We start from the raw sequence: 19,348 nt of genomic DNA, 5'->3' as shown, positions 1-19,348 counted from the left end.
CGTCAGACGGACGCGCCGTCCATCCGCAGGCGCAGGCTCTTCGGCCGCATGTCGGTCCAGAGCTCGTTGATCCGGCTGAGGCACTGCTCGCGGGTGCCCTCGGTGCCCTCGGCACGCCAGCCGGCCGGCAGCGCCCGGTCGCTCCACCAGATCGAGTACTGCTCCTCGTCGTTGAGCACCACCAGGTAGCTGCGGTCGTCGTCGCTCATGTCGTCTCCCTCGTGGGTTCGGCGGCCGCCACGGCGGCGGCCGGCACAGGTGTGAAGTCGTCGATCCGCACGCCGAGGCCACGCTCGGCCGCCGCGCGGCGGACGTGTTCGGCCAGCGCGATGTCCAGCACGCCCAGCCCGAACGGCGAGACCACCACCGGTCCGGGCACGTCTGCGTCGGGCAGCGCCGCACCGCCGGCCAGCCGGCCGATGGTGGTGTGGATGAAGTCGCGGCCGCCGGTGAGCTGCTCGGCGAGGTGCAGCGAGGTCCGCTCGCGGCACACGTGGTCGGGGTCGTCGACGACGTTGCGGGCCGCCAGCACCGACGCCGGGTGCAGGTCGCGCAGCGACAGGTGCAGCACCACGCTCTCCGGCTGGCAGGCCGTCAGCTCCAGGTGTGGTTCGCTGGCGGTGGTGGCGATCGAGACCAGCCGGTGGGCGGCCAGGGCCCGCTCGGCGCTCGCCGCCACGCTGATCGTCGTGGCCGGCAGCAGGGCCGCCGCGCGGGCGGCGAACGCCTCGGCCCGGCGCGGGTCGGCGTCGTGCAGCACCAGGGCGGCCGGCGGCGCCAGCGCCACGGTCAGGAAGCGCAGCACCTGCTCGTTGATCAGCCCGCAGCCGATCAGCGCCACGCCGTCCGGAGGGCGCTCGGCGGTCAGCAGCCGCGCGGCGAGGGCCGCGCCGGCGGCGGTCCGCCGGGCGGAGACGACCGATCCCTCGATGACCGCCTCGGGCCGGCCGGTCTCCAGCGAGTTGAGCACGATGGCGGCGCTGGCCCGGTCCAGGCCCCGCTCGATGTTCGCCGGGAACGAGGAGATCCACTTCATGCCGGCGGCCGGCGGCTCGGAGCCCAGGTACGCGGGCAGGCCGATGATGCGGTTGCGGGCGTCGTCGGGGAAGCGCAGGAAGACCGAGTGCGGCACGCTCGTGCGGCCCTGCTCGTGCAGCAGGTACGCCTGCCGGACGAGGTCGATGACCCGGGCCTCGTCGCCGTCGAGCACGTCCCGGACCACGGCATGGCCGATGATCAGCATTTGTCGCCCTTCCACAGGTGGCTGACCTCGCCGAACTGTTCGGTCACCCAGCGATCGGAGTAGATGGTGTCGAGGTAGCGGTCGCCGTTGTCCGGGAAGATCAGGACGCTGGTGCTCCCGGCGGGCAGGTCCGCCATCCGGCGCCGCAGCGCGGCCACCGTCGCCCCGGAGGAGCCGCCGGCGAGGATGGCCTCCCGGACCGCCAGCAGCCGGCAGCCGACCACGCAGTCGAGGTCGGAGACGTGCAGCACCTCGTCCGGGCGGGCGTTGGCGGCCAGCGGAGGCACCACCGAGGCGCCGTGCCCCGGGATCAGCCGGGGCGCGGGCGGGTGGCCGAAGATCGCGCTGCCGACGGCGTCGACGGCGACGATCCGGGTCCGGTGGCCGTTCTCGCGCAGGTAGTCGGCGCAGCCGACCAGGGTGCCGCAGGTGCCGGTGGAGCAGAACAGGTAGTCGACCCGGCCGTCCAGCTCGGTCATGATCTCGGCCATGGTCTGCCGCTGCGCCCCGGCGTTGAGCGGGTTGGTGTACTGGTCCGGGCGGTAGGCGCCGGGCACGGTCTCCACCAGCTCGCGCACCCGGCGTCGCCGGACCGCGAGATACTCGCCGGTCACCGGGTCGGGGTGTTCGATCATGTCGATCTCGGCCTGGTACGCGGCCAGCACCGCCAGGTTCTGCCGGGTGGTCTTCGGGTCCACCACGCAGATGAAGCGGATGCCGAAGTACGCGCAGATCTGGGCCAGGCCGATGGCGAGGTTGCCGGAGCTGGACTCCACCACCACGGACCGTCCCGGCACCAGTTCGCCGGATTCGATCTTCCCGCGCAGCATGTTCAGCGCCGCCCGGTCCTTGATGCTCCCACCCGGATTGAACTGTTCGAGTTTCGCGTACGCCCGGGCGGGAAACTCGGGAAACAACCGGTCCAGGCGCACCAGGGGCGTGTTGCCGACCGTGGAGAGAATTCCCTGATCCATTTCAACCCCCTCTCCGGGCTGACGGAAGGTCGCCCGCAGCCACCGTGCGGGCGCTGTGCGGCACCGCGTCGATGACGGGCGCCGGGTGGCCGGAGTGCTCAGCTCATGCCGAGTTCGAGCAGCATCCGCTCGTCGACGTCGCCGGCCAGGCGGGCGTCGGCCACCGTCGCGGCCGGATCGGCGCAGGCCGCGCCGAGCAGGGCCAGGTACTGGTCGAAGAGCCGCTCGACGGTGGCGCGGTCGAGCAGGTCCGTGTCGTAGTTGAACTCGGTACGCAGCGCCAGGTCGGGTAGCTGGTGCACCGTCACGGCGAGGTCGAACTGTCCCTCGTCGTACGGCACCACCACCTGGCGGACCCGGTGCCCGACGAAGCCGTTGCTGGTGTCGGACAGGGTGTCGCCGTGCTGCCGGGTGAGCAGCGTGATGGTGACCCGCACCAGCGGGTCCCGGTCCCGGCGGGCCGCCTGGACCAGTGGGAACGGGTAGGCGGCGCGCGCCACCCCGTCCGAGAGCTGGCGTCCCGCGGCGGCGATCGCCGCCGCGAAGGTGGTGTCCGGGGCGAACGACGAGCGCAGCACGACCGGGTTCACCAGCAGCCCGACCACCTCCCGCAGCGCCCGTCCCCGCCGCACCGAGACCGGGCAGCCGATGGTGAACTCGCGCTGCCCGGTGCACCGGTGCAGCAGCGCCTCGAAGACGCCGAGCAGGACGGTGAACGGGGTGACCGCCAGGGCGGCGGCCGTGGCGCGTACCTGCCGGGCGACGTCCTCCGGCAGCGTCCGGGCCACGGCCGCGCCCCGGTACGAGCGGGTGGCGGAGCGGGGCCGGTCGGTGGGCAGGGTGGCGGCGGTGGCCCCGGCGCAGGTGCGGGCCCAGTGCTCGGCCAGTTCGGCGCGGCGGGGGCCGGCCAGCATGGCCTGCTCCCGCGCGACGAACTCGTCGTAGCGGGGGTGCGTCGGCCAGTCGACCGTGCCCCCGCCCCGCAGCGCCCGGTACGCGTCGCCGAGGTCCCGCCAGATCAGGTACTGGGAGAGCCCGTCGGTGGCGATGTGGTGGATGACCAGCACCAGCGCGCAGTCCGTGCCCCGCCGCAGCAGCACCGCCCGCAGGGGGCCGTCCTGTTCGAGCCGCAGCGGCCGCTCACCGACGGCGTGGATCAGCGTACGCAGCGTCGCCTCGTCCACGTCGCCGACGTCGCGGACCTCGACCGCGCCCGAGCCGCGGGGGGCCACCAGCCGCACCGGCCCCGCGCCGGTCTCGGTGAACCGGGACCGGAGCAGGTCGTGCCGTTCCTGCACGGCGACGAGGGCGGCCCGCAGCACGTCGGTGTCGAGGGCCGGCTCGGCGAGCACGGCCGTCACCACGTTGCTGGTCGAGCTCTCGGGCGCGAGTCGGTACAGCGCCCACTGTGCGGCCTGACCGACGGACAGCTCCCGGGCGTCCCCGTCGCCGGCGTTCACTTGGCGCCGAGCACGAAGTCGGTCAGGTCCCGGACGCGGACGAAGTTGCCGACCTCCTCGTCCGGCACCTCGATGTCGAAGTGCACCTCGGCGGCGCCGAGCAGGTCGACCAGCTTGAGCGAGTCGAGGCCCAGGTCCACGAAGGTGTCGTCGGCGGAGATCGGCCGGTCCGGCTCCTCGGTCATCAGCTTGCGGGTCAGCTGCTCGACGTCGGCGGCCACCTGGTCAACGGTCATGTCAGTGTCCTTTCGGGGAGGGTGTTCAGGGCATCCGGACGATCTGGCCGGCGTAGGCGAGGCCGGCGCCGAAGCCGAGCAGCAGCGCCTTGTCGCCGGGCTTTGTCCGGCCGCTCTCGTGCAGCCGGCTCAGGGCGAGCGGCACCGAGGCCGCCGAGGTGTTCCCGGTGTCGATGACGTCCCGGGCGACCTTCTCCTCCGGGATCTCCAGGATCTCGGCGAGCTGCTCGATGATCCGCAGGTTCGCCTGGTGCGGCACGAACCAGTCGATCTCCGACAGGTCGATCCCGGCGCGGGCGCAGGCCTCCCGCGCGACCGGGGGGATGTTCTTGGTGGACCACCGGTAGACCAGCGGCCCGTTCATCGAGGCGTACTCCTTGCCGTCCTTGGCCCACTTCGTGCCGAGGATCGGGGCCCGGCGGCCGTCGCTGCCCCACACCACGGGGCCGATGCCCTCGGTCCCGGAGCGGGAGATCACCGCGGCGCCCGCGCCGTCACCGAAGATGACGTACGTCGCCGGGTCCTCGGGGTCGATGAACTCGGTGAGGTGCTCGGCGCCGACGACCAGCACGTTGCGCGCCTCGCCGAGGCGCACGGCGTTGGACGCCACCGACACCGAGTACGCGAAGCCCGCGCAGGCGGCGTTCAGGTCGAACGCGCCGGTGGCCGGGATGCCGATGCGGTGCGCGACCTCCGGCGCACCGCCCGGGATCCGGTCCCGCTTGGTGGCGGTCGCCAGGATGAGCAGGTCGACCTCGGAGGGGTCGACGTTCGCCATCGCCAGCGCCTTCGCGCCGGCCTCGGCCGACATCATCGGCACGGTCTCCCCCGGGCCGGCACTGTGCCGGGTCTTGATCCCGGTACGCTCCTCGATCCACTCCGTGGTCACGTCCGTACGCAGTGCGATGTCCGGGTTGGTGACCACGCGGGTGGGCCGATAGGCACCGAGCCCGGTGATCGCCGAACCGAAGATGCCCGACATCGTTCTCCCTTCGTCAACCCGGCCGGCAGCCGCGTCGAGGACTGCCGGGAGAAAGGTCGGGCAGCCGCCTCATAGCTTCTCTACATATCGACGCGGCATAGGAATGCCATAGCCGGCGGAGGAATCCTGCGTCGGGCGCGGACCGCCGAGGCCCGAAGACCGGATCGGGAAGGTCCAGGATGCGAGACTTCACTGACAGGGTGGCCGTGGTCACCGGCGCCGGCTCCGGCATCGGGCGCGCGCTCGCCGTCGAGCTGGCCGCCCGGGGCGCCCGGCTCGCCGTCTCCGACGTGGACGACGAGGGGCTTCGCGAGACCGTACGCCGCTGCGCGGGCCCCGGGGGCCAGGTGCGGGGTTACCGGCTGGACGTGACGGACCGGGCCGCGGTGCTGGCGCACGCCGGGCGGGTCGAGGCCGACTTCGGCCGCGCCGACCTGGTCGTAAACAACGCCGGGGTGACCCTGCTCGCCTCGGTCAGCGACGGGGCCTGGGAGGACCTCGAGTGGGTGATGGACGTCGACTTCTGGGGGGTCGTGCACGGTACCCGGGCGTTCCTGCCGCTGCTGACCGCCTCGCGTGGCCGTCTGGTCAACGTCTCCAGTGTGCTGGGCCTGGCCGGCGCGCCGATGCAGAGCGGGTACAACGCCGCCAAGTTCGCCGTCCGGGGCTTCACGGAGGCGGTGGCGCGGGAACTGCGGGCCGACGGGGTGCCGGTCGGGGTGAGCTGCGTGTACCCGGGCCGGATCAGGACGAACATCATGCGCAACGCCCGCAACGACGGGCTGCGCGACTACCAGGCGGTCCGGGAGCACTTCGAGCGTTCGGTGGCGGTCACGGCGGAGCACGCCGCCCGCGCCATCCTGCGCGGGGTGGCCCGCGACCGGGCCAGGATCCTGATCGGAGCGGACGCCTACCGCACCGACATCCTGACCCGGCTGCTCGGCCCCTGGTACCCGAGGATCACCCGCGACGGCCGGCGGCCGGTCACATCGCGAGGCCGCCGTCCACGGTGATCACCTGGCCGGTCAGGTACGACGCGCGCGAGGAGAGCAGGAACGAGACCACCTCGGCGATCTCCTCGCTGCGCCCGAGCCGGCCCAGGGCCACCCGGTCCCGGGCCACGGTCTCCAGCTCGCCGGAGAGCGCGGCGATCATGTCGGTGTCGATGTAGCCCGGGGCGACCACGTTGGCCCGGATGTTGTACCGGCCGACCTCCTTGGCCAGCGCCTTCGTGAACCCGATGACCCCGGCCTTGGACGCGGAGTAGTTGGTCTGCATCGCGTTGCCGGCCACCCCCGACACCGAGGAGACCGTGACGATCGACCCGGCGCGCCGGCGCATCATCCGGCGGACCACGGCGCGGCAGAGGTGGTACGTGCCGTCCAGGTTCACCTCCATGACCGCGCGCCAGTCGGCGTCGGCCATCAGGGCCAGCGGCCTGTCGCGGATGATGCCGGCGACGCTGACCACCGCGTCGGCCTCGCCCAGCTCCCGTTCCGTGGTCGACACGAAGTCCCGGACCGCCGCGGCGTCGGCGACGTCGACCATCATGGCCAGCACGCGCCCGCCGTCGCGGGTCGCCTCGGCGACGACCTCGTCGGCGGCGTCCTTGCTGGACTGGTAGCACATGGCGACGTCGTAGCCGTCGCGGACGAGTTGGTGCACCACGGCCCGGCCGATGCCCCGCGAGCCGCCGGTGACCAGGGCGACGGGCCGCCCGCCGGCACTCACCGGGCCGCCCCGGTGCCCGCCGCCGCCGGGGCGCCCGTGGCCGCCCGCGGATCGGGGCCGGCCTGCGGGTCGTCCGGCGCCGCCGGCCGCGCGTCCCGGGTCGCCGCCAGGGACGCCCGCAGCGAGTCGACCGAGCGCATCGCCCCGACCAGCCGTCCGACCCGCAGCACCACGGTGTCGCCGACCACGCTGTCGCCGGTGACGAAGGCGGTGTCGGCGACCAGCCGGGTCATGGTGACCCGGTGCTGCACGGTCTCACCGGGCAGCACCGGGCGGCCGAAGCGGATGTGTTCGAAGACGCCGGCCACCGGCACGCCGTCGGTCAGCACGTCCGGCATCGGCCGGTCGTGTCGGATCAGCACCAGCGCTGCCTGCCCCCACGACTCCAGCAGCAGCGACATCGGCAGCGGACGGTCGCCGGTGACGGTGAGCGAGCCCACCAGCCGTCGCCGGGGCACCAGCTCGGTGACCCGGTCGACCAGCAGCATCGGTGGCCGGTGCGGGACGATCCGTTTGATCTCCTCGATCCCCATCATGGCGGTCACTCCTCGCTCGCGTAGCGCAGCAGCACCTCGGCGACGGGCACGGCGGCGACGGCGACCTCGCCCCGCCACAGTTCGCCGTCGCGGTGGATCGTGACGACGAGTTCGTCGTCGCCGCGGAAGGGCAGCAGGAAACGGCAGCTGACGATCTCGGTCAGCACCAGCTCGGGGGCCACGGCGCGCACCGCCCGGTGGACGAACTCGAAGATGTGCACCCCGGGCAGCAGCGGAAAGCCCGGGTAGTGGCCGGCGAAGACCGGATCGTCGAGGTCGGGTCGGATCCGGGCCACGATCGTGTCGGGGGCGACGCGCTCCACGTCGACGGGGACGGCCGTTGCGCAGTCCCTCGTTGTCACGCTTTTCACCCCGTGACCGTGCGGCCGCCGGCTATATCTTCTCTACACCGCCGCCGGCTCAGCTTCCCACCGCGCTCAGCGCCCCGGCGCCGGCCACCAGCACCCGGTCGGCCTGGTCGGCCTTCTCCCGGGCGAAGACGCGCACGAGGTCGTGGAAGCGGAACCGCTGCCGTCGGCCGCCGTCGGACTCGACGATCTCCAGCAGCCGGGCGTCGACCAGGTGCTCCCCCACCTCCTCGCCGGCGTGCCGGGACACCCCCAGCACCTCCGCCGTGCACCAGCTCGGAAAGGCCGGCGTGCGCAGCAGCGCCAGCCGGCGCAGGGCGAGCTGGCCCAGGTCGGCGAGCTGGTGGTAGCTGCTGTCCAGCCGTTCCCGGACGTCCATCGAGCCCAGCCGGAGCTCGTCCAGCCGGTACCGCTCGTCGGCGAGCCGGTCCGCCAGGTACCCGAGCGACCAGTGCGGGCGCGCCAGCAGTCGCGATCCGGCGACCCGGACGCCGAGCGAGAGCCGACCGCACAGCTCGACGATCCGCTCGGCCGCGTCGGCCTCCTCGGCGATCCGCTGCGCCCCGATGATCCGCCCGAGCAGCGCGAGCGCCTGCCGCCGGTCCAGGGTGCCGACCTCGATCGACGTGGCGCCGGCCAGCTCGGGCATCCGCAGCCGGCTGGTGACGATGACCTGGCAGCCGGGGTCGCCGGGCAGCAGCGGGCACACCTGCGCGTAGTCCGCCGTGCCGTCGAGCATGACCAGCAGCCGCCGGCCGGCGAGCTGGCTGCGGTAGAGCCGGACCCGCTCGTCGAGGCCCTTCGGGATCGCCGCCTCGGCGTGGCCGAGGCTGCGCAGGAACCAGCCGAGCACGTCGTACGGCTCGACGGCGTTGCCGCTCGCGCGGCCGAGGTCGGCGTAGAGCTGGCCGTCGGGGAAGGCACCGCGGGTGAGGTGGGCCGCGTGCAGGGCCAGCGTGCTCTTGCCGACGCCGGCCATCCCGGTGACCACGGCGACCGGCGGGCGGGCCGTCGGCTCGGCCGTCAGCACCCGCAGCAGCCCGCTCAGCTCCTCCTCCCGGCCGGCGAAGTCAGCGACGCCGGGCGGCAGCATCGCGGGCCGTACGCCGTGCCAGCTCGGCTCCGCGACGACCGCCGGGGCCGGGGGGCCGGCGAGGATCGACCGGTACGCCTCGGTGAGCAGCGGCCCCGGGTCCACGCCCAGCTCGTCGGCCAGCACCCGGCGGCCCTCGTGGTAGACGGCCAGCGCGTCGGCCTGCCGGTCGCAGTGCAGCAGGGCGGTCATCAGGTGGCCCCGCAGTCCCTCGTGCAGCGGGTGCTCGGCGACGAGCTGGGTGATCTCGGGTACCAGCCGCACGTGCCGGCCCAGCCGCAGGTCGGCCTCGATCCGGCTCTCCAGGACCGCCATCCGCAGCTCCGCCATCCGGTGTGTCTCGGCCGCCGCGAGGTGCTCGGTCACGTTGGACAGCGCGGGGCCGCGCCACAGCGACAGGGCGGCGTGCAGCCGCTCGGCGGCCTCGGCGTACCGGCCGTCGCGCAGGGCCTCGCGCCCGGTTTCGGCGAGGCGCTCGAACTCGTCGAGGTCGAGCTGGGCGGCGCCGATGCGGATCTGGTATCCCGACCACTGCCGGGCGATGTCCACCTCGGCGCCGAGATACTTGCGCAGCCGCGAGACGTAGTTGTAGAGCTGGGCGGCGAAGGTGGCCGGCGGCCGCTCCCCCCAGAGCAGCTCGCACAGCCGGGTGTCCGGCACGGTACGCCCCTCGGCGAGCAGCAGCGCCGCGAGCACGGTCCGCTGCTTCGCGCCGTCCAGCGCCACTTCGGCGTCACCCCTCCAGGCCCCCACCGGCCCCAGTACCCGAAACTCCATCCCTGGCTCCGTTCATCGCGCCGCCCCGGGTAGACAGTCGTCCGAAGACTCATCGGCACCGGCACCATCCACATGCGTGGGCGGCACCCAATTTCCCGCCGATGTCACGCTGACCGTTCAATTGATCACTGATCGTGACTAGGATGGGGCTGTCGCGCCCGGGGTGAGGATCACCGGCCGGCGCGGCCCGTGAGGCCGTCCCTGGGCCCGGCGGGTTCGCACCCACCGCCGCGGCCAGCACCGGAGCATGAATGTGGGTAGTTTCCACGCATGAACTCCGCGCCCCGCTCTGGCACCTTGCAACGGTGACCTCGACTCCCCCGGCCGGCGCCACCGAGCACGCCTTTTCCGGCGTACGGCTGGCCCCGCACTGGTGGGCGCCGGGGCTCGCGCTGCACGAACGCGTGCCCGGCCGGGCCGTCGGCGCACCGGGCCGGCCGCCCGCCGACGCACCGACGGACGCGGACGGCACGACGGGCGGGCCCGGCGGCGACGCGGCACGCGCCACGACCGGCGGACCCGGCAGCGACGGCCCACACGGCGCGGGCGGCCCGGCTGCCGCCGATGATGCCAGCGGCCCGGACGTCGAGCGGAGGCTGGCCCGGTGGCGGGCCGGGCACGGGCCGGGCCTGGCGGCGCGGCTGGCCGAGGTGGGCCTGGACGAGTCGGGGCTGCGCGGGCTGCTGGCCGAGGACCCGGCCGCGCTCGCCGCCAGGACGACCCGCCCGCCGTGGGCGCAGACCGTCGAGGCGGCGTTGGCCACCGCGGCGGCGCCCCGGCCGCAGGCCGACCCGGCGGACTGGCGGGCCGCCCTCGCCGCGCCCCTGCGACCGTTCGTCGACGTCACCGCCGACCGGTTCCGCGCCGGTGCCGGCCGGATCGCGACGCGGCAGACGGTCGACCTGACCACCCTCACCGACCGGTTCGCCGCCACGCTGGAAGACCGCCTGCTCGCCGTCGCGGCCCGCACGCTGGTCTCGGAGCTGCACCGGCGCCGCGCGGCCGGCCTGCTCGCCGGCGCCGACGGCCGGGCCCGCTTCGCCGACTTCGTGGCGCAGCTCCGCGACCCCGCCGGGCTGGCCGAGCTGGTCGAGCGCCGTCCCGTGCTCGCCCGTCTGCTGGCGCAGGCCGCCACCACGGCCGCCCGGACCGGGCTGGAGCTGCTGACCCGCTTCCTCGCCGACCGCGACGAGTTGGTGGCGGCCCTGCTCGGCGGCGCCGACCCCGGCCCGCTGGTCGCGTTCCGCAGCAACCTGGGCGACGCGCACACCGGCGGCCGGACGACCACGGTGCTGTGCTTCGCCGACGGCCGGAGTGTCGTCTACAAGCCGCGCGAGCTGGCCTCCCAGGTCCGCTTCACCGCATTCGTCGACTGGCTGGAGCGGCGGGCGCCGGGGCTCGGGCTGCGCGGGGTCGCCGCCCTGACCCGCCCCGGCTACGGCTGGTCGGCGTACGTCGACGCGACGGCACTGAGCCGCCCCGAGCAGGCGGACGACTTCTACCGCCGGCAGGGCGCCCTGGTCGCGCTGCTGCACGCCCTGCACGCCACGGACATGCACTACGAGAACCTGATCGCCGCCGGTGACACCCCGGTCGTCGTGGACACCGAGACGCTCTTCCACCCCCCGCTGGGCGAGGCGGCGGGCACCGGTGACCCGGCCGCCGACCTGCTGGCCGCCTCGGTGCACCGGACCGGCCTGATACCGGTGATCGTCGTGGGCGACCAGGGGGCGATGGACCTCTCCGGCGTCGGCGGCGACCACGGCGCGACCGCCCCCGTCAGCGCCCTCGACTGGGCCGACCCGGGCACCGACCGGATGCGGCTGACCCGCCGGGCCGTCGACTTCGTCGGCGGGCGCAACCGGCCCCGCGTCGGCGACGCCGTGGTCGACCCCGGTGCCCACGAGCCGGCCCTGCGGGCGGGGTTCCGGCTGGCGTACGACACGATCCGGGCCCACCGGCGCGAGTTCACCGAGCTGGTCAGCTCCTGCGCCGACGTCCCGGTACGGCTGGTGGCCCGCCCCACCTCGGCGTACCACGGTCTGCTCACCGAGACCACGCACCCGGACGTGCTCGGCGACGCGCTGGAGCGCGACCGCGCGTTCGGCGTCCTCTGGTCCAGCGCCGCCGGGCACCCGTTCCTCGCCCAGTTCCCGCGGCACGAGGTCGCCGCGCTGTGGGCGGGCGACGTACCGCTGTTCGAGGGCACGCCGGGCAGCCGGACGGTCCGGGTGGCCGGGGGCGGCGAGCCGCTGCCCGTACCGCTGGCCCGCCGCGGGCTCGACACCGCGCTGGACAAGATCGCCGCGCTGGGCGAGGCCGACCGGCGGCAGCAGGAGTGGATCGTCACGGCGACGCTGGCGACCCGTCGTCCCGCCGGGGACCGGCACGCCGCCACGCCGACGTCCCGGCCGGTCGCGGGCGCCGCCGCCTCGCCGGAGCGCCTGCTCGCCGCCGCGTGCGCGCTGGCCGACGAGATCCAGGCCCGCGGCGTCACCGGTGCCGGCCGGGTCAACTGGCTCGGCCTGGAGCTGGTCGACGACCGGCAGTGGCTCGTCCTGCCGATGGGGGCCGGGCTCGCCACCGGCCACCTGGGGGTCGCGCTCTTCCTCGGCCAGCTCGCCGAGGTGACCGGCAACGCCCGCTACGCCGAGCTGGCCCGCCGGGCCGTCGGCGGGGTGCCGGGGCTGTTCCGCCTGCTCGGCGCGCGCCCGGACCTGGTGGCCGCCATCGGCCCCGGCGGGCTGTACGGCCTCGGCGGCATCGCGTACGGGCTCGCCCGGCTGTCCACCCTGCTGGCCGACCCCGGGATCGCCGGGCAGGCCCGCGCGGCGGTGGACCTGGCCGCCGCCGCCAGCGTGGGATCGTCGGCTCTCGCGTGGGCCGACGGTGGCGCGGGCTGCCTCGCCGCCATGCACGCGGTGCACGCCGAGCTGGACCACGCGCCGGCGGCGTCGCTCGCCCGCGACTGGGCCGACCGGCTCGTCGACGCGGTCGAGCGCGACGAGCTGCCGGCGGAGGCCGGCTTCGCCGGCGGGCTGGCCGGCATCGGCTGGGCGCTGGGCCGCTACGCCCGCACCGGCGGCGCCCGGTACGCGCGGGCCGGCCGGCGCGCGCTGCGGGGGGCCGGCACCCCTGGCGGAGGCGGTCCGGCGGGGTACGGCTGGTGTCGTGGCGCGGCCGGCCTGGCCCTCGCCCACCACGCCCTCGCCCCCGACACGGGCCCGCTCGACGCCGACGCGCTGCGCCTGCTCACCGACCGGCCGCTGCTCGACGACCTCAGCCTCTGCCACGGCGAGCTGGGCGTCGCCGAGGCGACGGGCGTCCTCGACGGCGAGGGGTCGGCGACGCGCCGACTCGCCGGTCGGGTCCTCGCCGCCGTCGACCGCCACGGGGCTCGCTGCGGTACGCCGGGCAACGTGCCCACCCCCGGTCTGGTCGATGGCCTCGCCGGCATCGGGTACGGGCTGCTGCGGCTCTGCCGGGCCGGGCCGGTGCCGTCGGTGCTGCTGCTGGAACCGACCCCTGAACCGCGTTCCTCGGGTTGAGGACCGCCCGGCGAGCGACGACGATCTCGAGTGGAGCGGCAAGCTCCGGAAGCACCCTACGAAGCACTCCAGGAGGAATGACAGTTGTCCGAGAACCAGCTCCCCTCGTACCGTGCCGACGAGATCGACCCCGCGGCGCCGATCGACGACCCGGCCGGAGCGATGTGGTTGCAGCCCGTCGTGACGTTCGGTATCCGCGCGGCGGCCCTCGCCAGCCTGGTCGTACCCGTGGGCATGGTGATCGGCGGTCTCGTCGGTGACGGCGGCGCCGCGGCTGCGGACGCCGCGCCCCTGACGACCTGCTGCCCCGAGCGCCCGCTGTGATCGGATAGCCGCCCGGGGCCGGCGTCGTCGGCACCGCGTTGGGCCGTGGCCTGCCTCCTCGGATAGCGTGCGCAGTGTGTACCGCGCCTCGAAGTTCATCGGTAGGGACGTCGAGCTCAACGCGGTGCGCAAAAGCCTCGAATCGGCGCGGGCGGGCCGTGGCGGCGCGGTGTTCGTGGTCGGCGAGAGCGGCGTCGGCAAGTCCCGCCTCGCGTCAAGGGTCGCCGAACTGGCCACCGCGTCGGGCATGCGGGTGATGCGCGGCCGGGGCAGCACGATCGGCACAGCGGTGCCGCTGCGGCCCCTGACCGAGGCGGTGCTGTCGCTGCTGCGCTCCGGGCCGGTCGACCCCGGCGCGCTCGGCCCGTACGGCCCGATCCTCGGCCGGCTCGTGCCCGACTGGGGGCGGCCGCCGGCCGATCAGGAGAACGCGTCCCTGGTGATCCTCGCCGAGGCCGTCCTCCGGCTGACCGGGGTGGCCGGCGCGGGGCGGGGTTGCCTGATGCTGCTGGACGACCTCCAGGACGCCGACACGGAGACGTTGACGGTGCTGGAGTACCTCATCGACAACCTCGCCCTGCAACCGACCCTGCTGCTGGGCGCCATCCGGGCCGAGCCCTGCGCGGCGTCGACCATCGCCCGGTCGGCCGCCCAGCGCGGTCAGTGCACGCTCATCGAGCTGGGCCGGCTCGACGACGACGAGCTGCGGCAGATGGTCGGCGCGTGCCTCGACGCCGACCCGCAGCGCGTGCCGGCGGCCGCACACGCCCTCGTCTCGACGGGCAGTGCCGGCAACCCCTTCCTGATCGAGGAACTCGTCGCCGGCATGGTCGACGGCGACCTGCTGGTCGGGGGCTCCGAGGGCTGGCGGATGTCCGAGGAACTGCCGGCCGGCCTGCCGAGCACCCTGGCGAAGGGCATGGCGCAGGGGGTCGAGCAGCTCGACCCCCGGGCCCGGGAGCTGCTCTCGATGGGCGCGCTGCTGGGTCAGCGTTTCCCGCTGGCCGTGGTGCAGGCGGCCACCGGGCTGAGCGACCGGGGCGTGCTGGAGCACCTGTGCGGTGACGTCGCGGCGCGGCTGGTCACGGTCGACGACCAGCTCACCGACTGGTACGCCTTCCGGCACCGGCTCACCCGGGAGGCGCTGCTCACCCTCCTCGGTCCCGGCGACCGGGCCCGGCTCGCCCAGCGGATGGCCGACGCGGTGGAGGCGGTCTTCCCCGGGCTGCCCGGCGAGTGGTGCCAGGTGTCGGCCACCCTGCACCTGGAGGCCGACAACCCGGAGACGGCCGGCCGGCTGTTCACCGAGGCGGGCCGGCGGGCGATCGCCCAGGGCGGCGCCACCACGGCGGTCGCCCTGCTGGACCGCGCGATCGGCCTGCTCGGCGAGAACCCCGTGGCGCGCGCCGCGGCCCTCGAAGCCCTGTTGCACGCCCTGGCGGAGGCGGGGCTGGTCGAGCGGGCGCTCGCCTCGGTCAGCACCCTCGACCAGATCGGTGGCGTCGACCCGCGCCGGCGGGCGCAGCTGCACACCCGGCTGGCCTGGGCGGCGACGGTCGCCGGCCGGTCGGCCGAGGGGCTGGCCCAGGTGGAGCAGGCGCGGGCCCTGCTCGGTCCGGACGCCGCCGCGGAGGACACCGCCCCGGTCGACGTGGTCGCCGCCCACCTGGTGCTGGACACCGCCGGCCAGGACCAGCTCGCCACCGCCGAGGCGCTGGCCCGGCGGGCCGCCACCGTCGCCGAGACCGTCCCGCTGCCCGTGGTGGCCTGCCAGGCCTGGCAGCTGCTCGGCGCGTTGACCCGGCACCGCGACCCGGCGGAGGCGACCCGGTGCCTGGAACGGGCCCTGGCGATCGCCGCGCAGCACCGGCTGCCGATCTGGGAGATCCACGCGCTGATCCGTCTCGGCAACGACGACGCGCTGCGCGACGCGCGCCTGGACCGCCTCGAACAGGCCCGGGAACGGGCCTCTCAGGCCGGCGCGGTGACCGCCCGCCACCAGGCGGAGGCGAGCCTCGCCCTGCACGCGGTGCTGCGGGGCGACTTCGACACGGCGGCCACCCTCGTCCAGCAGGTGCTGGCCGCCACCACCCGGCTGAAGCTGTTGGAGACGACCCAGTACGTGCTGCTGGTCAGCGCCGTGCTGGCCGCACACCGGGGGCGGCGCCGGGAGATGGAGCACGCGCTGGCCGAGTTCCGCCGGTGGAGCGGCGACCAGGCCCTGCACGCCACCCGCGTACACGGTCTGGCCCGGGCCTTCTGCGCGCTGCTGGAGGAGGACCGGCCCCGCGCCCTCGACGAGCTGGCCCGCGCGTTCGACGCCGAGGCGCAGAGCCCGACGGTCTTCCACCTCTCCGGCCGGCACGGCCTGCACCTGCTGCTCCAGGTCATGTCGGGCGAGGCCGGCTGGCCGGCCTACGAGGCGGTGCAGGGCGACTCGGCGAGCAGGCTGCGCTGGGACCTGCAGTTCGCGCTCTTCGCGAAGGCGGTGCTGCTCGGCCGCTCCGGTCGAGCGGAGGCGGCGGCGCAGGCGGCAGCCGAGGCGATGCGGGCCGGGGCGCCGTACGCGATGGGTCGGCACCTCGCCCTGCGGCTGGTCTGCGAGGCCGCCCTCGCCGACGGCTGGGGAACGCCCGTGCAGTGGCTGCGCGCTGCCGAGGAGCACTTCCACTCGAGCGACGTGCCGGCGGTGGCCAGCGCCTGCCGGGCCCTGCTGCGCCGGGCGGGCGTACGGCTGACGCAGCGCCGCTCCGGCGCGGGCGACATCCCCGCCGAGCTGCGGTCGGTGGGCGTGACGGTGCGGGAGTACGAGGTGCTGCGGCTGCTGGTCGGGCGGCTGAGCAACCGGGAGATCGCCGCCCGGCTGCACCTGTCCCCGCGCACGGTGGAGCGGCACGTGTCCAGCCTGTTGGGCAAGACGGGCCTGCCGAACCGGATCGCGCTCAGCGAGTTCGCCGCCGAGGTGGAGAGCGCCTGACCGGCGGCGGCGCCCCGCCGGCCGCGCGGTCCCCCGTGGGGCGTCGCGCGCTGGCAGGATGACCGGATGGACCTCGACACCGGCGCCGGGCTGCTGCACCGGCTGACGTCCTACGAGGCGGGCCGCGAGTGGGACGTGCCCGTGGACGATCCCCGCGTACGCCACGACCTCGTCCCGAACGACCCCGCGACCCTGCCGCCGCCCATGAAGGGCTACCCGGACGGCCCCGCCGTCCTCGCCCTGCCCCGCGACCTGCCCGATCCCGGCGTCCCCGCGACCGCCGTGCTGGCCGGCGTCGCGTCCCCCGCCCGGCCCCTCGACGCCGCGCAGCTCGGCCGCGTCCTCTTCCTCGGCGCCGGCGTCGTGCGCACCGCCGAACGCAACGGCCGCCCCGTCCTCTACCGCGCCTCCGGCTCGGCGGGGGCGCGGTTCCCGCTGGAGGTCTACGCGAGCACCCGGGGCGTCGCGGGGGTGCCCGACGGCGTGCACTGGTACGACGCGCGGCGGCACGCGCTCGTCCGGGTGGCGCCCGCCGCGGCCGGGGCGGTCACGACGCTGGTGGTCACGGGCGTGCCCTGGCGCACGGGTTGGCGCTACGCCGAGCGCGGCTGGCGCCACCTCTACTGGGACGCCGGCACGCTGCTGTCCCAGCTGTCGGCGGCGGCCGCGAGCGCCGGCCTGGCGCCGCGGCTGCGGTCGCTGTTCCCGGACGCCACCGTGCGCGCGCTCGTCGGCGCGGACGGGGTGCACGAGTACCCGCTGGCTCTGCTGTCCTTCGGCGACGGCGAGCCGGCGATCGGGCCCACCGGGCCGGCGCTCTCCGGCGAGCTGCCCCCGGTCGAGCTGCCGCTGTGCACCGCCGCGCAGCGCGCGGGCGAGCGGGACGTGCTCGGCGCGCCCTGGCCGTCGGCGGAGCCACTGTCGACGTTCCCGCCGTCCGACCCGCTCGACGAGGTCGTCCGCCGGCGCGGCTCACAACGGCGGATGGACAGGTCCCGGACGCTGCCGCGCGCCCTGCTGGAATGGCCCCTGGCCGCGGCCCTGCGCGGCGTGCCGGTGCCGCACTGGGTCGCCGTGCACGGGGTCGACGGCGTGGCGCCCGGCCTCTACCGGTGGCCCGACCTGTCGGCGCCGCTGCGGGCCGGCGACCTGCGCGACGAGCTGCTGCGGGTCTGCCTGGACCAGGCGCTCGCCGGCGACGCGGCCTACGTCGTCGTGGCCGCGGCGCCGCTGTCGGCGCTCGACGACCGCGGCTACCGCGACGCCCAGCTGGCCGCCGGGCTCGTCGAGGGCCGGCTGCACCTCGCGGCGTACGCCCTCGGCGCGGGCGCCTCCGGCATGACCTTCCTCGACGCGGCGGTCCCGGATCTGCTGGCCGAGCCGGACGACCTCGCGGCCCTGCTCTTCACCTGCGTGGGCGTGCCGGAGTACCGCTCGCGGGCGGGCGGGCGGCCGGGCGCCCCCGTCGAGGTCCGGCCGGTCATGCCCCGCCTCGGCGGTTCGTGACGCCGGTCGCGCCGCGAGCGCGGCACCCCGCACGCCGCCGACCGAGGGGTCGCCCGCCCCATCGATGAAGGTTTCCGTCATCGCCGCCCGCGAGGGCGGAAGGGATTTACATCGACTCGCGTCGCGGTGTACGGTACCGCCACCCGTCGGCTTATATCGATGTCGACGAATATCGGGAGGGGTGCAGATGACTGCTCGACCCGTCGCGCGACGCAGGCGTGGGCTGCTCGGCGCCACGTTGGCCGCGACCCTGGTCCTGTCCGGCGGATCAGCCCTGGCCGCCGCGCCGGTGTCGGCCGCCCCGGAGGCGGGCCCACCGGCCGCCGCCCGGCTGGCCGCCGCCTTCGACACCGCCGCCGGCCGCTACGACGTCCCCCGCGACCTGCTCGTCGCCCTCGGCTACGCCGAGACCCGGCTGGACGGGCACGGCGGCGCCCCCAGCGCGGCGGGCGGCTACGGCATGATGCACCTGGTCAGCAACCCCAAGCTGCGCACCCTGGACGAGGCGGCGACGCTGACCGGGCTCAGCCGTGGCGCGCTGCGCGCCGACCCCGCCGCGAACATCACCGGGGCGGCTGCCGTCCTGCGCTCCTACGCCGACCGGGCCGGCCTGGACGCGGCCGAGCGCGACGACGTCGACGAGTGGTACGCCCCGGTCGCCCGCTACGGCGGGGCGGCCAGCCCGGCGCTCGCCCGGCTCTACGCGGACGCCGTCTACGACCTGCTCGGCACCGGCTTCGACACCGGTCCCGCCGGGGTGGGCAGCGTCCAGGGCCGCCCGGTGACGCCGGAACGGGACCTGCCGGGCGCCTCGGACGAGGTCGGCATCCTCAGCACCGACTACGGGCCGGCCGCCTGGGCACCGGCCAGCACCAGCAACTACACCGTGGCGAGCCGACCCACCAGCCACCCGGTCCGGTACATCGTCATCCACGTCACGCAGGGCAGCTACGCCGGCTCGATCAGCTGGTTCCAGAACCCGGCCGCCAAGGCCAGCGCGCACTACACGTTCCGCTCCTCCGACGGGGCCGTGACCCAGTCGGTGCGGGAGAAGGACATCGCCTGGCACGCCGGCAACTGGACCTACAACACCCAGTCCATCGGCATCGAGCACGAGGGGTACGTCGACAACGCGGCCTGGTTCACCGACGCGATGTACCGGGCGTCGGCGACGCTGACCCGCAGCCTCGCCAACAAGTACGGCATCCCGAAGGACCGGGCGCACATCATCGGTCACCACGAGGTCCCCGGCGCCACCCACACCGACCCGGGCCCCCACTGGAACTGGACCTACTACATGCAGCTGGTCAACCAGCAGAGCGGCGTCGGCTCCGGCACGGTGAACACCGAGGGGGTGAGCCTCAACGTGCGCTCCGGGCCCGGCACCGGCTACAGCGTCGTGGGTTCCGTCGCCGACGGCGCGGCCGTCAGCATCTACTGCCAGGCCGTCGGCACCACGGTGACCGGCCCCTACGGCACGACCAACGTCTGGGACCGGATCGGCACCAACCGGTACGTCTCTGACGCCTTCGTCCTGACCGGTCACGACGGCTTCATCCCCGGCGTGCCGCGCTGCTGACCGCCACGGCCGAT

General features: G+C 75.2%; 16 protein-coding genes. 6 read left to right on the top strand and 10 right to left on the bottom strand.

Features of this window, described 5'->3' with window-relative positions:
• Nucleotides 1-2: 2 nt before the first annotated feature.
• The 6 genes from AC5L34_RS16490 to AC5L34_RS16465 all read right to left on the bottom strand — a co-directional run bounded on the left by AC5L34_RS16490 (nucleotide 3) and on the right by AC5L34_RS16465 (nucleotide 4,895).
• Nucleotides 3-209, bottom strand: a complete 207-nt coding sequence (locus AC5L34_RS16490; RefSeq protein ID WP_091630399.1) for an MbtH family protein — start codon at nucleotides 207-209, stop codon at nucleotides 3-5.
• A complete protein-coding gene (gene sbnB / locus AC5L34_RS16485) occupies nucleotides 206-1,243 on the bottom strand; it encodes a 2,3-diaminopropionate biosynthesis protein SbnB (RefSeq protein ID WP_441175800.1) in 1,038 nt (345 codons plus the stop codon). Before sbnB ends, AC5L34_RS16490 begins: the two co-directional genes overlap by 4 nt.
• Nucleotides 1,237-2,217 carry a 2,3-diaminopropionate biosynthesis protein SbnA gene (sbnA, locus tag AC5L34_RS16480; protein ID WP_101410844.1) on the bottom strand — a complete coding sequence of 327 codons (981 nt, stop codon included), beginning with the start codon at nucleotides 2,215-2,217 and terminating at the stop codon, nucleotides 1,237-1,239. The genes sbnB and sbnA overlap by 7 nt, the downstream gene beginning before the upstream one ends.
• A 98-nt stretch (nucleotides 2,218-2,315) precedes the next feature.
• The gene (locus tag AC5L34_RS16475) at nucleotides 2,316-3,677 is read right to left on the bottom strand and encodes a condensation domain-containing protein (RefSeq protein WP_494825753.1); all 1,362 of its coding nucleotides are present in this window, start codon (nucleotides 3,675-3,677) and stop codon (nucleotides 2,316-2,318) included.
• Nucleotides 3,674-3,913: an acyl carrier protein gene (locus AC5L34_RS16470; RefSeq protein WP_101410848.1), complete on the bottom strand. Its 240-nt coding sequence runs from the start codon at nucleotides 3,911-3,913 to the stop codon at nucleotides 3,674-3,676. The genes AC5L34_RS16475 and AC5L34_RS16470 overlap by 4 nt, the downstream gene beginning before the upstream one ends.
• Before the next feature lie 25 nt (nucleotides 3,914-3,938).
• On the bottom strand, nucleotides 3,939-4,895 hold the full coding sequence (locus tag AC5L34_RS16465; protein WP_101410850.1) for a beta-ketoacyl-ACP synthase III: 957 nt from the start codon (nucleotides 4,893-4,895) through the stop codon (nucleotides 3,939-3,941).
• A 179-nt stretch (nucleotides 4,896-5,074) separates the two neighbouring features.
• Between AC5L34_RS16465 and AC5L34_RS16460 the strand changes: the two genes are divergently transcribed.
• Nucleotides 5,075-5,908, top strand: a complete 834-nt coding sequence (locus tag AC5L34_RS16460) for an SDR family NAD(P)-dependent oxidoreductase (RefSeq protein ID WP_494825750.1) — start codon at nucleotides 5,075-5,077, stop codon at nucleotides 5,906-5,908.
• On the opposite strand, the gene AC5L34_RS16455 is transcribed toward AC5L34_RS16460, so the two are convergent.
• Genes AC5L34_RS16455 through AC5L34_RS16440 form a run of 4 tightly spaced genes read right to left on the bottom strand, consistent with a single transcriptional unit; the run spans nucleotide 5,880 to nucleotide 9,400 of the window.
• Complete coding sequence (locus AC5L34_RS16455; RefSeq protein WP_101410854.1) at nucleotides 5,880-6,626, bottom strand: 3-oxoacyl-ACP reductase family protein; 747 nt, start codon at nucleotides 6,624-6,626, stop codon at nucleotides 5,880-5,882. The genes AC5L34_RS16460 and AC5L34_RS16455 overlap by 29 nt on opposite strands.
• Nucleotides 6,623-7,162 (bottom strand): 3-hydroxyacyl-ACP dehydratase FabZ family protein, encoded by a 540-nt coding sequence (locus AC5L34_RS16450; protein WP_441175803.1) that lies wholly within the window; start codon nucleotides 7,160-7,162, stop codon nucleotides 6,623-6,625. The genes AC5L34_RS16455 and AC5L34_RS16450 overlap by 4 nt, the downstream gene beginning before the upstream one ends.
• 5 nt (nucleotides 7,163-7,167) lie before the next feature.
• Nucleotides 7,168-7,524, bottom strand: coding sequence for an ApeI family dehydratase (locus AC5L34_RS16445; protein ID WP_357723282.1), 357 nt, complete (start codon nucleotides 7,522-7,524; stop codon nucleotides 7,168-7,170).
• Between the two features lie 58 nt (nucleotides 7,525-7,582).
• On the bottom strand, nucleotides 7,583-9,400 hold the full coding sequence (locus AC5L34_RS16440; protein ID WP_441175804.1) for an AfsR/SARP family transcriptional regulator: 1,818 nt from the start codon (nucleotides 9,398-9,400) through the stop codon (nucleotides 7,583-7,585).
• Nucleotides 9,401-9,705: 305 nt separating this feature from the next.
• On the opposite strand from AC5L34_RS16440, the gene AC5L34_RS16435 reads away from it, so the two are divergent.
• From AC5L34_RS16435 to AC5L34_RS16415, 5 genes are all read left to right on the top strand, one after another.
• Nucleotides 9,706-12,948 (top strand): type 2 lanthipeptide synthetase LanM family protein, encoded by a 3,243-nt coding sequence (locus tag AC5L34_RS16435; protein WP_494825747.1) that lies wholly within the window; start codon nucleotides 9,706-9,708, stop codon nucleotides 12,946-12,948.
• A gap of 84 nt (nucleotides 12,949-13,032) precedes the next feature.
• Nucleotides 13,033-13,272, top strand: a complete 240-nt coding sequence (locus AC5L34_RS16430) for a hypothetical protein (RefSeq protein ID WP_363627260.1) — start codon at nucleotides 13,033-13,035, stop codon at nucleotides 13,270-13,272.
• A 76-nt stretch (nucleotides 13,273-13,348) separates the two neighbouring features.
• Nucleotides 13,349-16,249, top strand: coding sequence for an ATP-binding protein (locus tag AC5L34_RS16425; protein ID WP_494825745.1), 2,901 nt, complete (start codon nucleotides 13,349-13,351; stop codon nucleotides 16,247-16,249).
• Between the two features lie 66 nt (nucleotides 16,250-16,315).
• Nucleotides 16,316-17,755, top strand: a complete 1,440-nt coding sequence (locus AC5L34_RS16420; protein WP_441175807.1) for a nitroreductase family protein — start codon at nucleotides 16,316-16,318, stop codon at nucleotides 17,753-17,755.
• 187 nt (nucleotides 17,756-17,942) lie between these two features.
• Nucleotides 17,943-19,334 (top strand): N-acetylmuramoyl-L-alanine amidase, encoded by a 1,392-nt coding sequence (locus tag AC5L34_RS16415; RefSeq protein WP_441175808.1) that lies wholly within the window; start codon nucleotides 17,943-17,945, stop codon nucleotides 19,332-19,334.
• The last annotated feature ends 14 nt before the right edge of the window (nucleotides 19,335-19,348 follow it).

Source organism: Micromonospora sp. ZG13, assembly GCF_059359355.1.
Note: the sequence above shows the minus strand (reverse complement) of the source record. Positions and strands in the feature narration are given on the sequence as shown.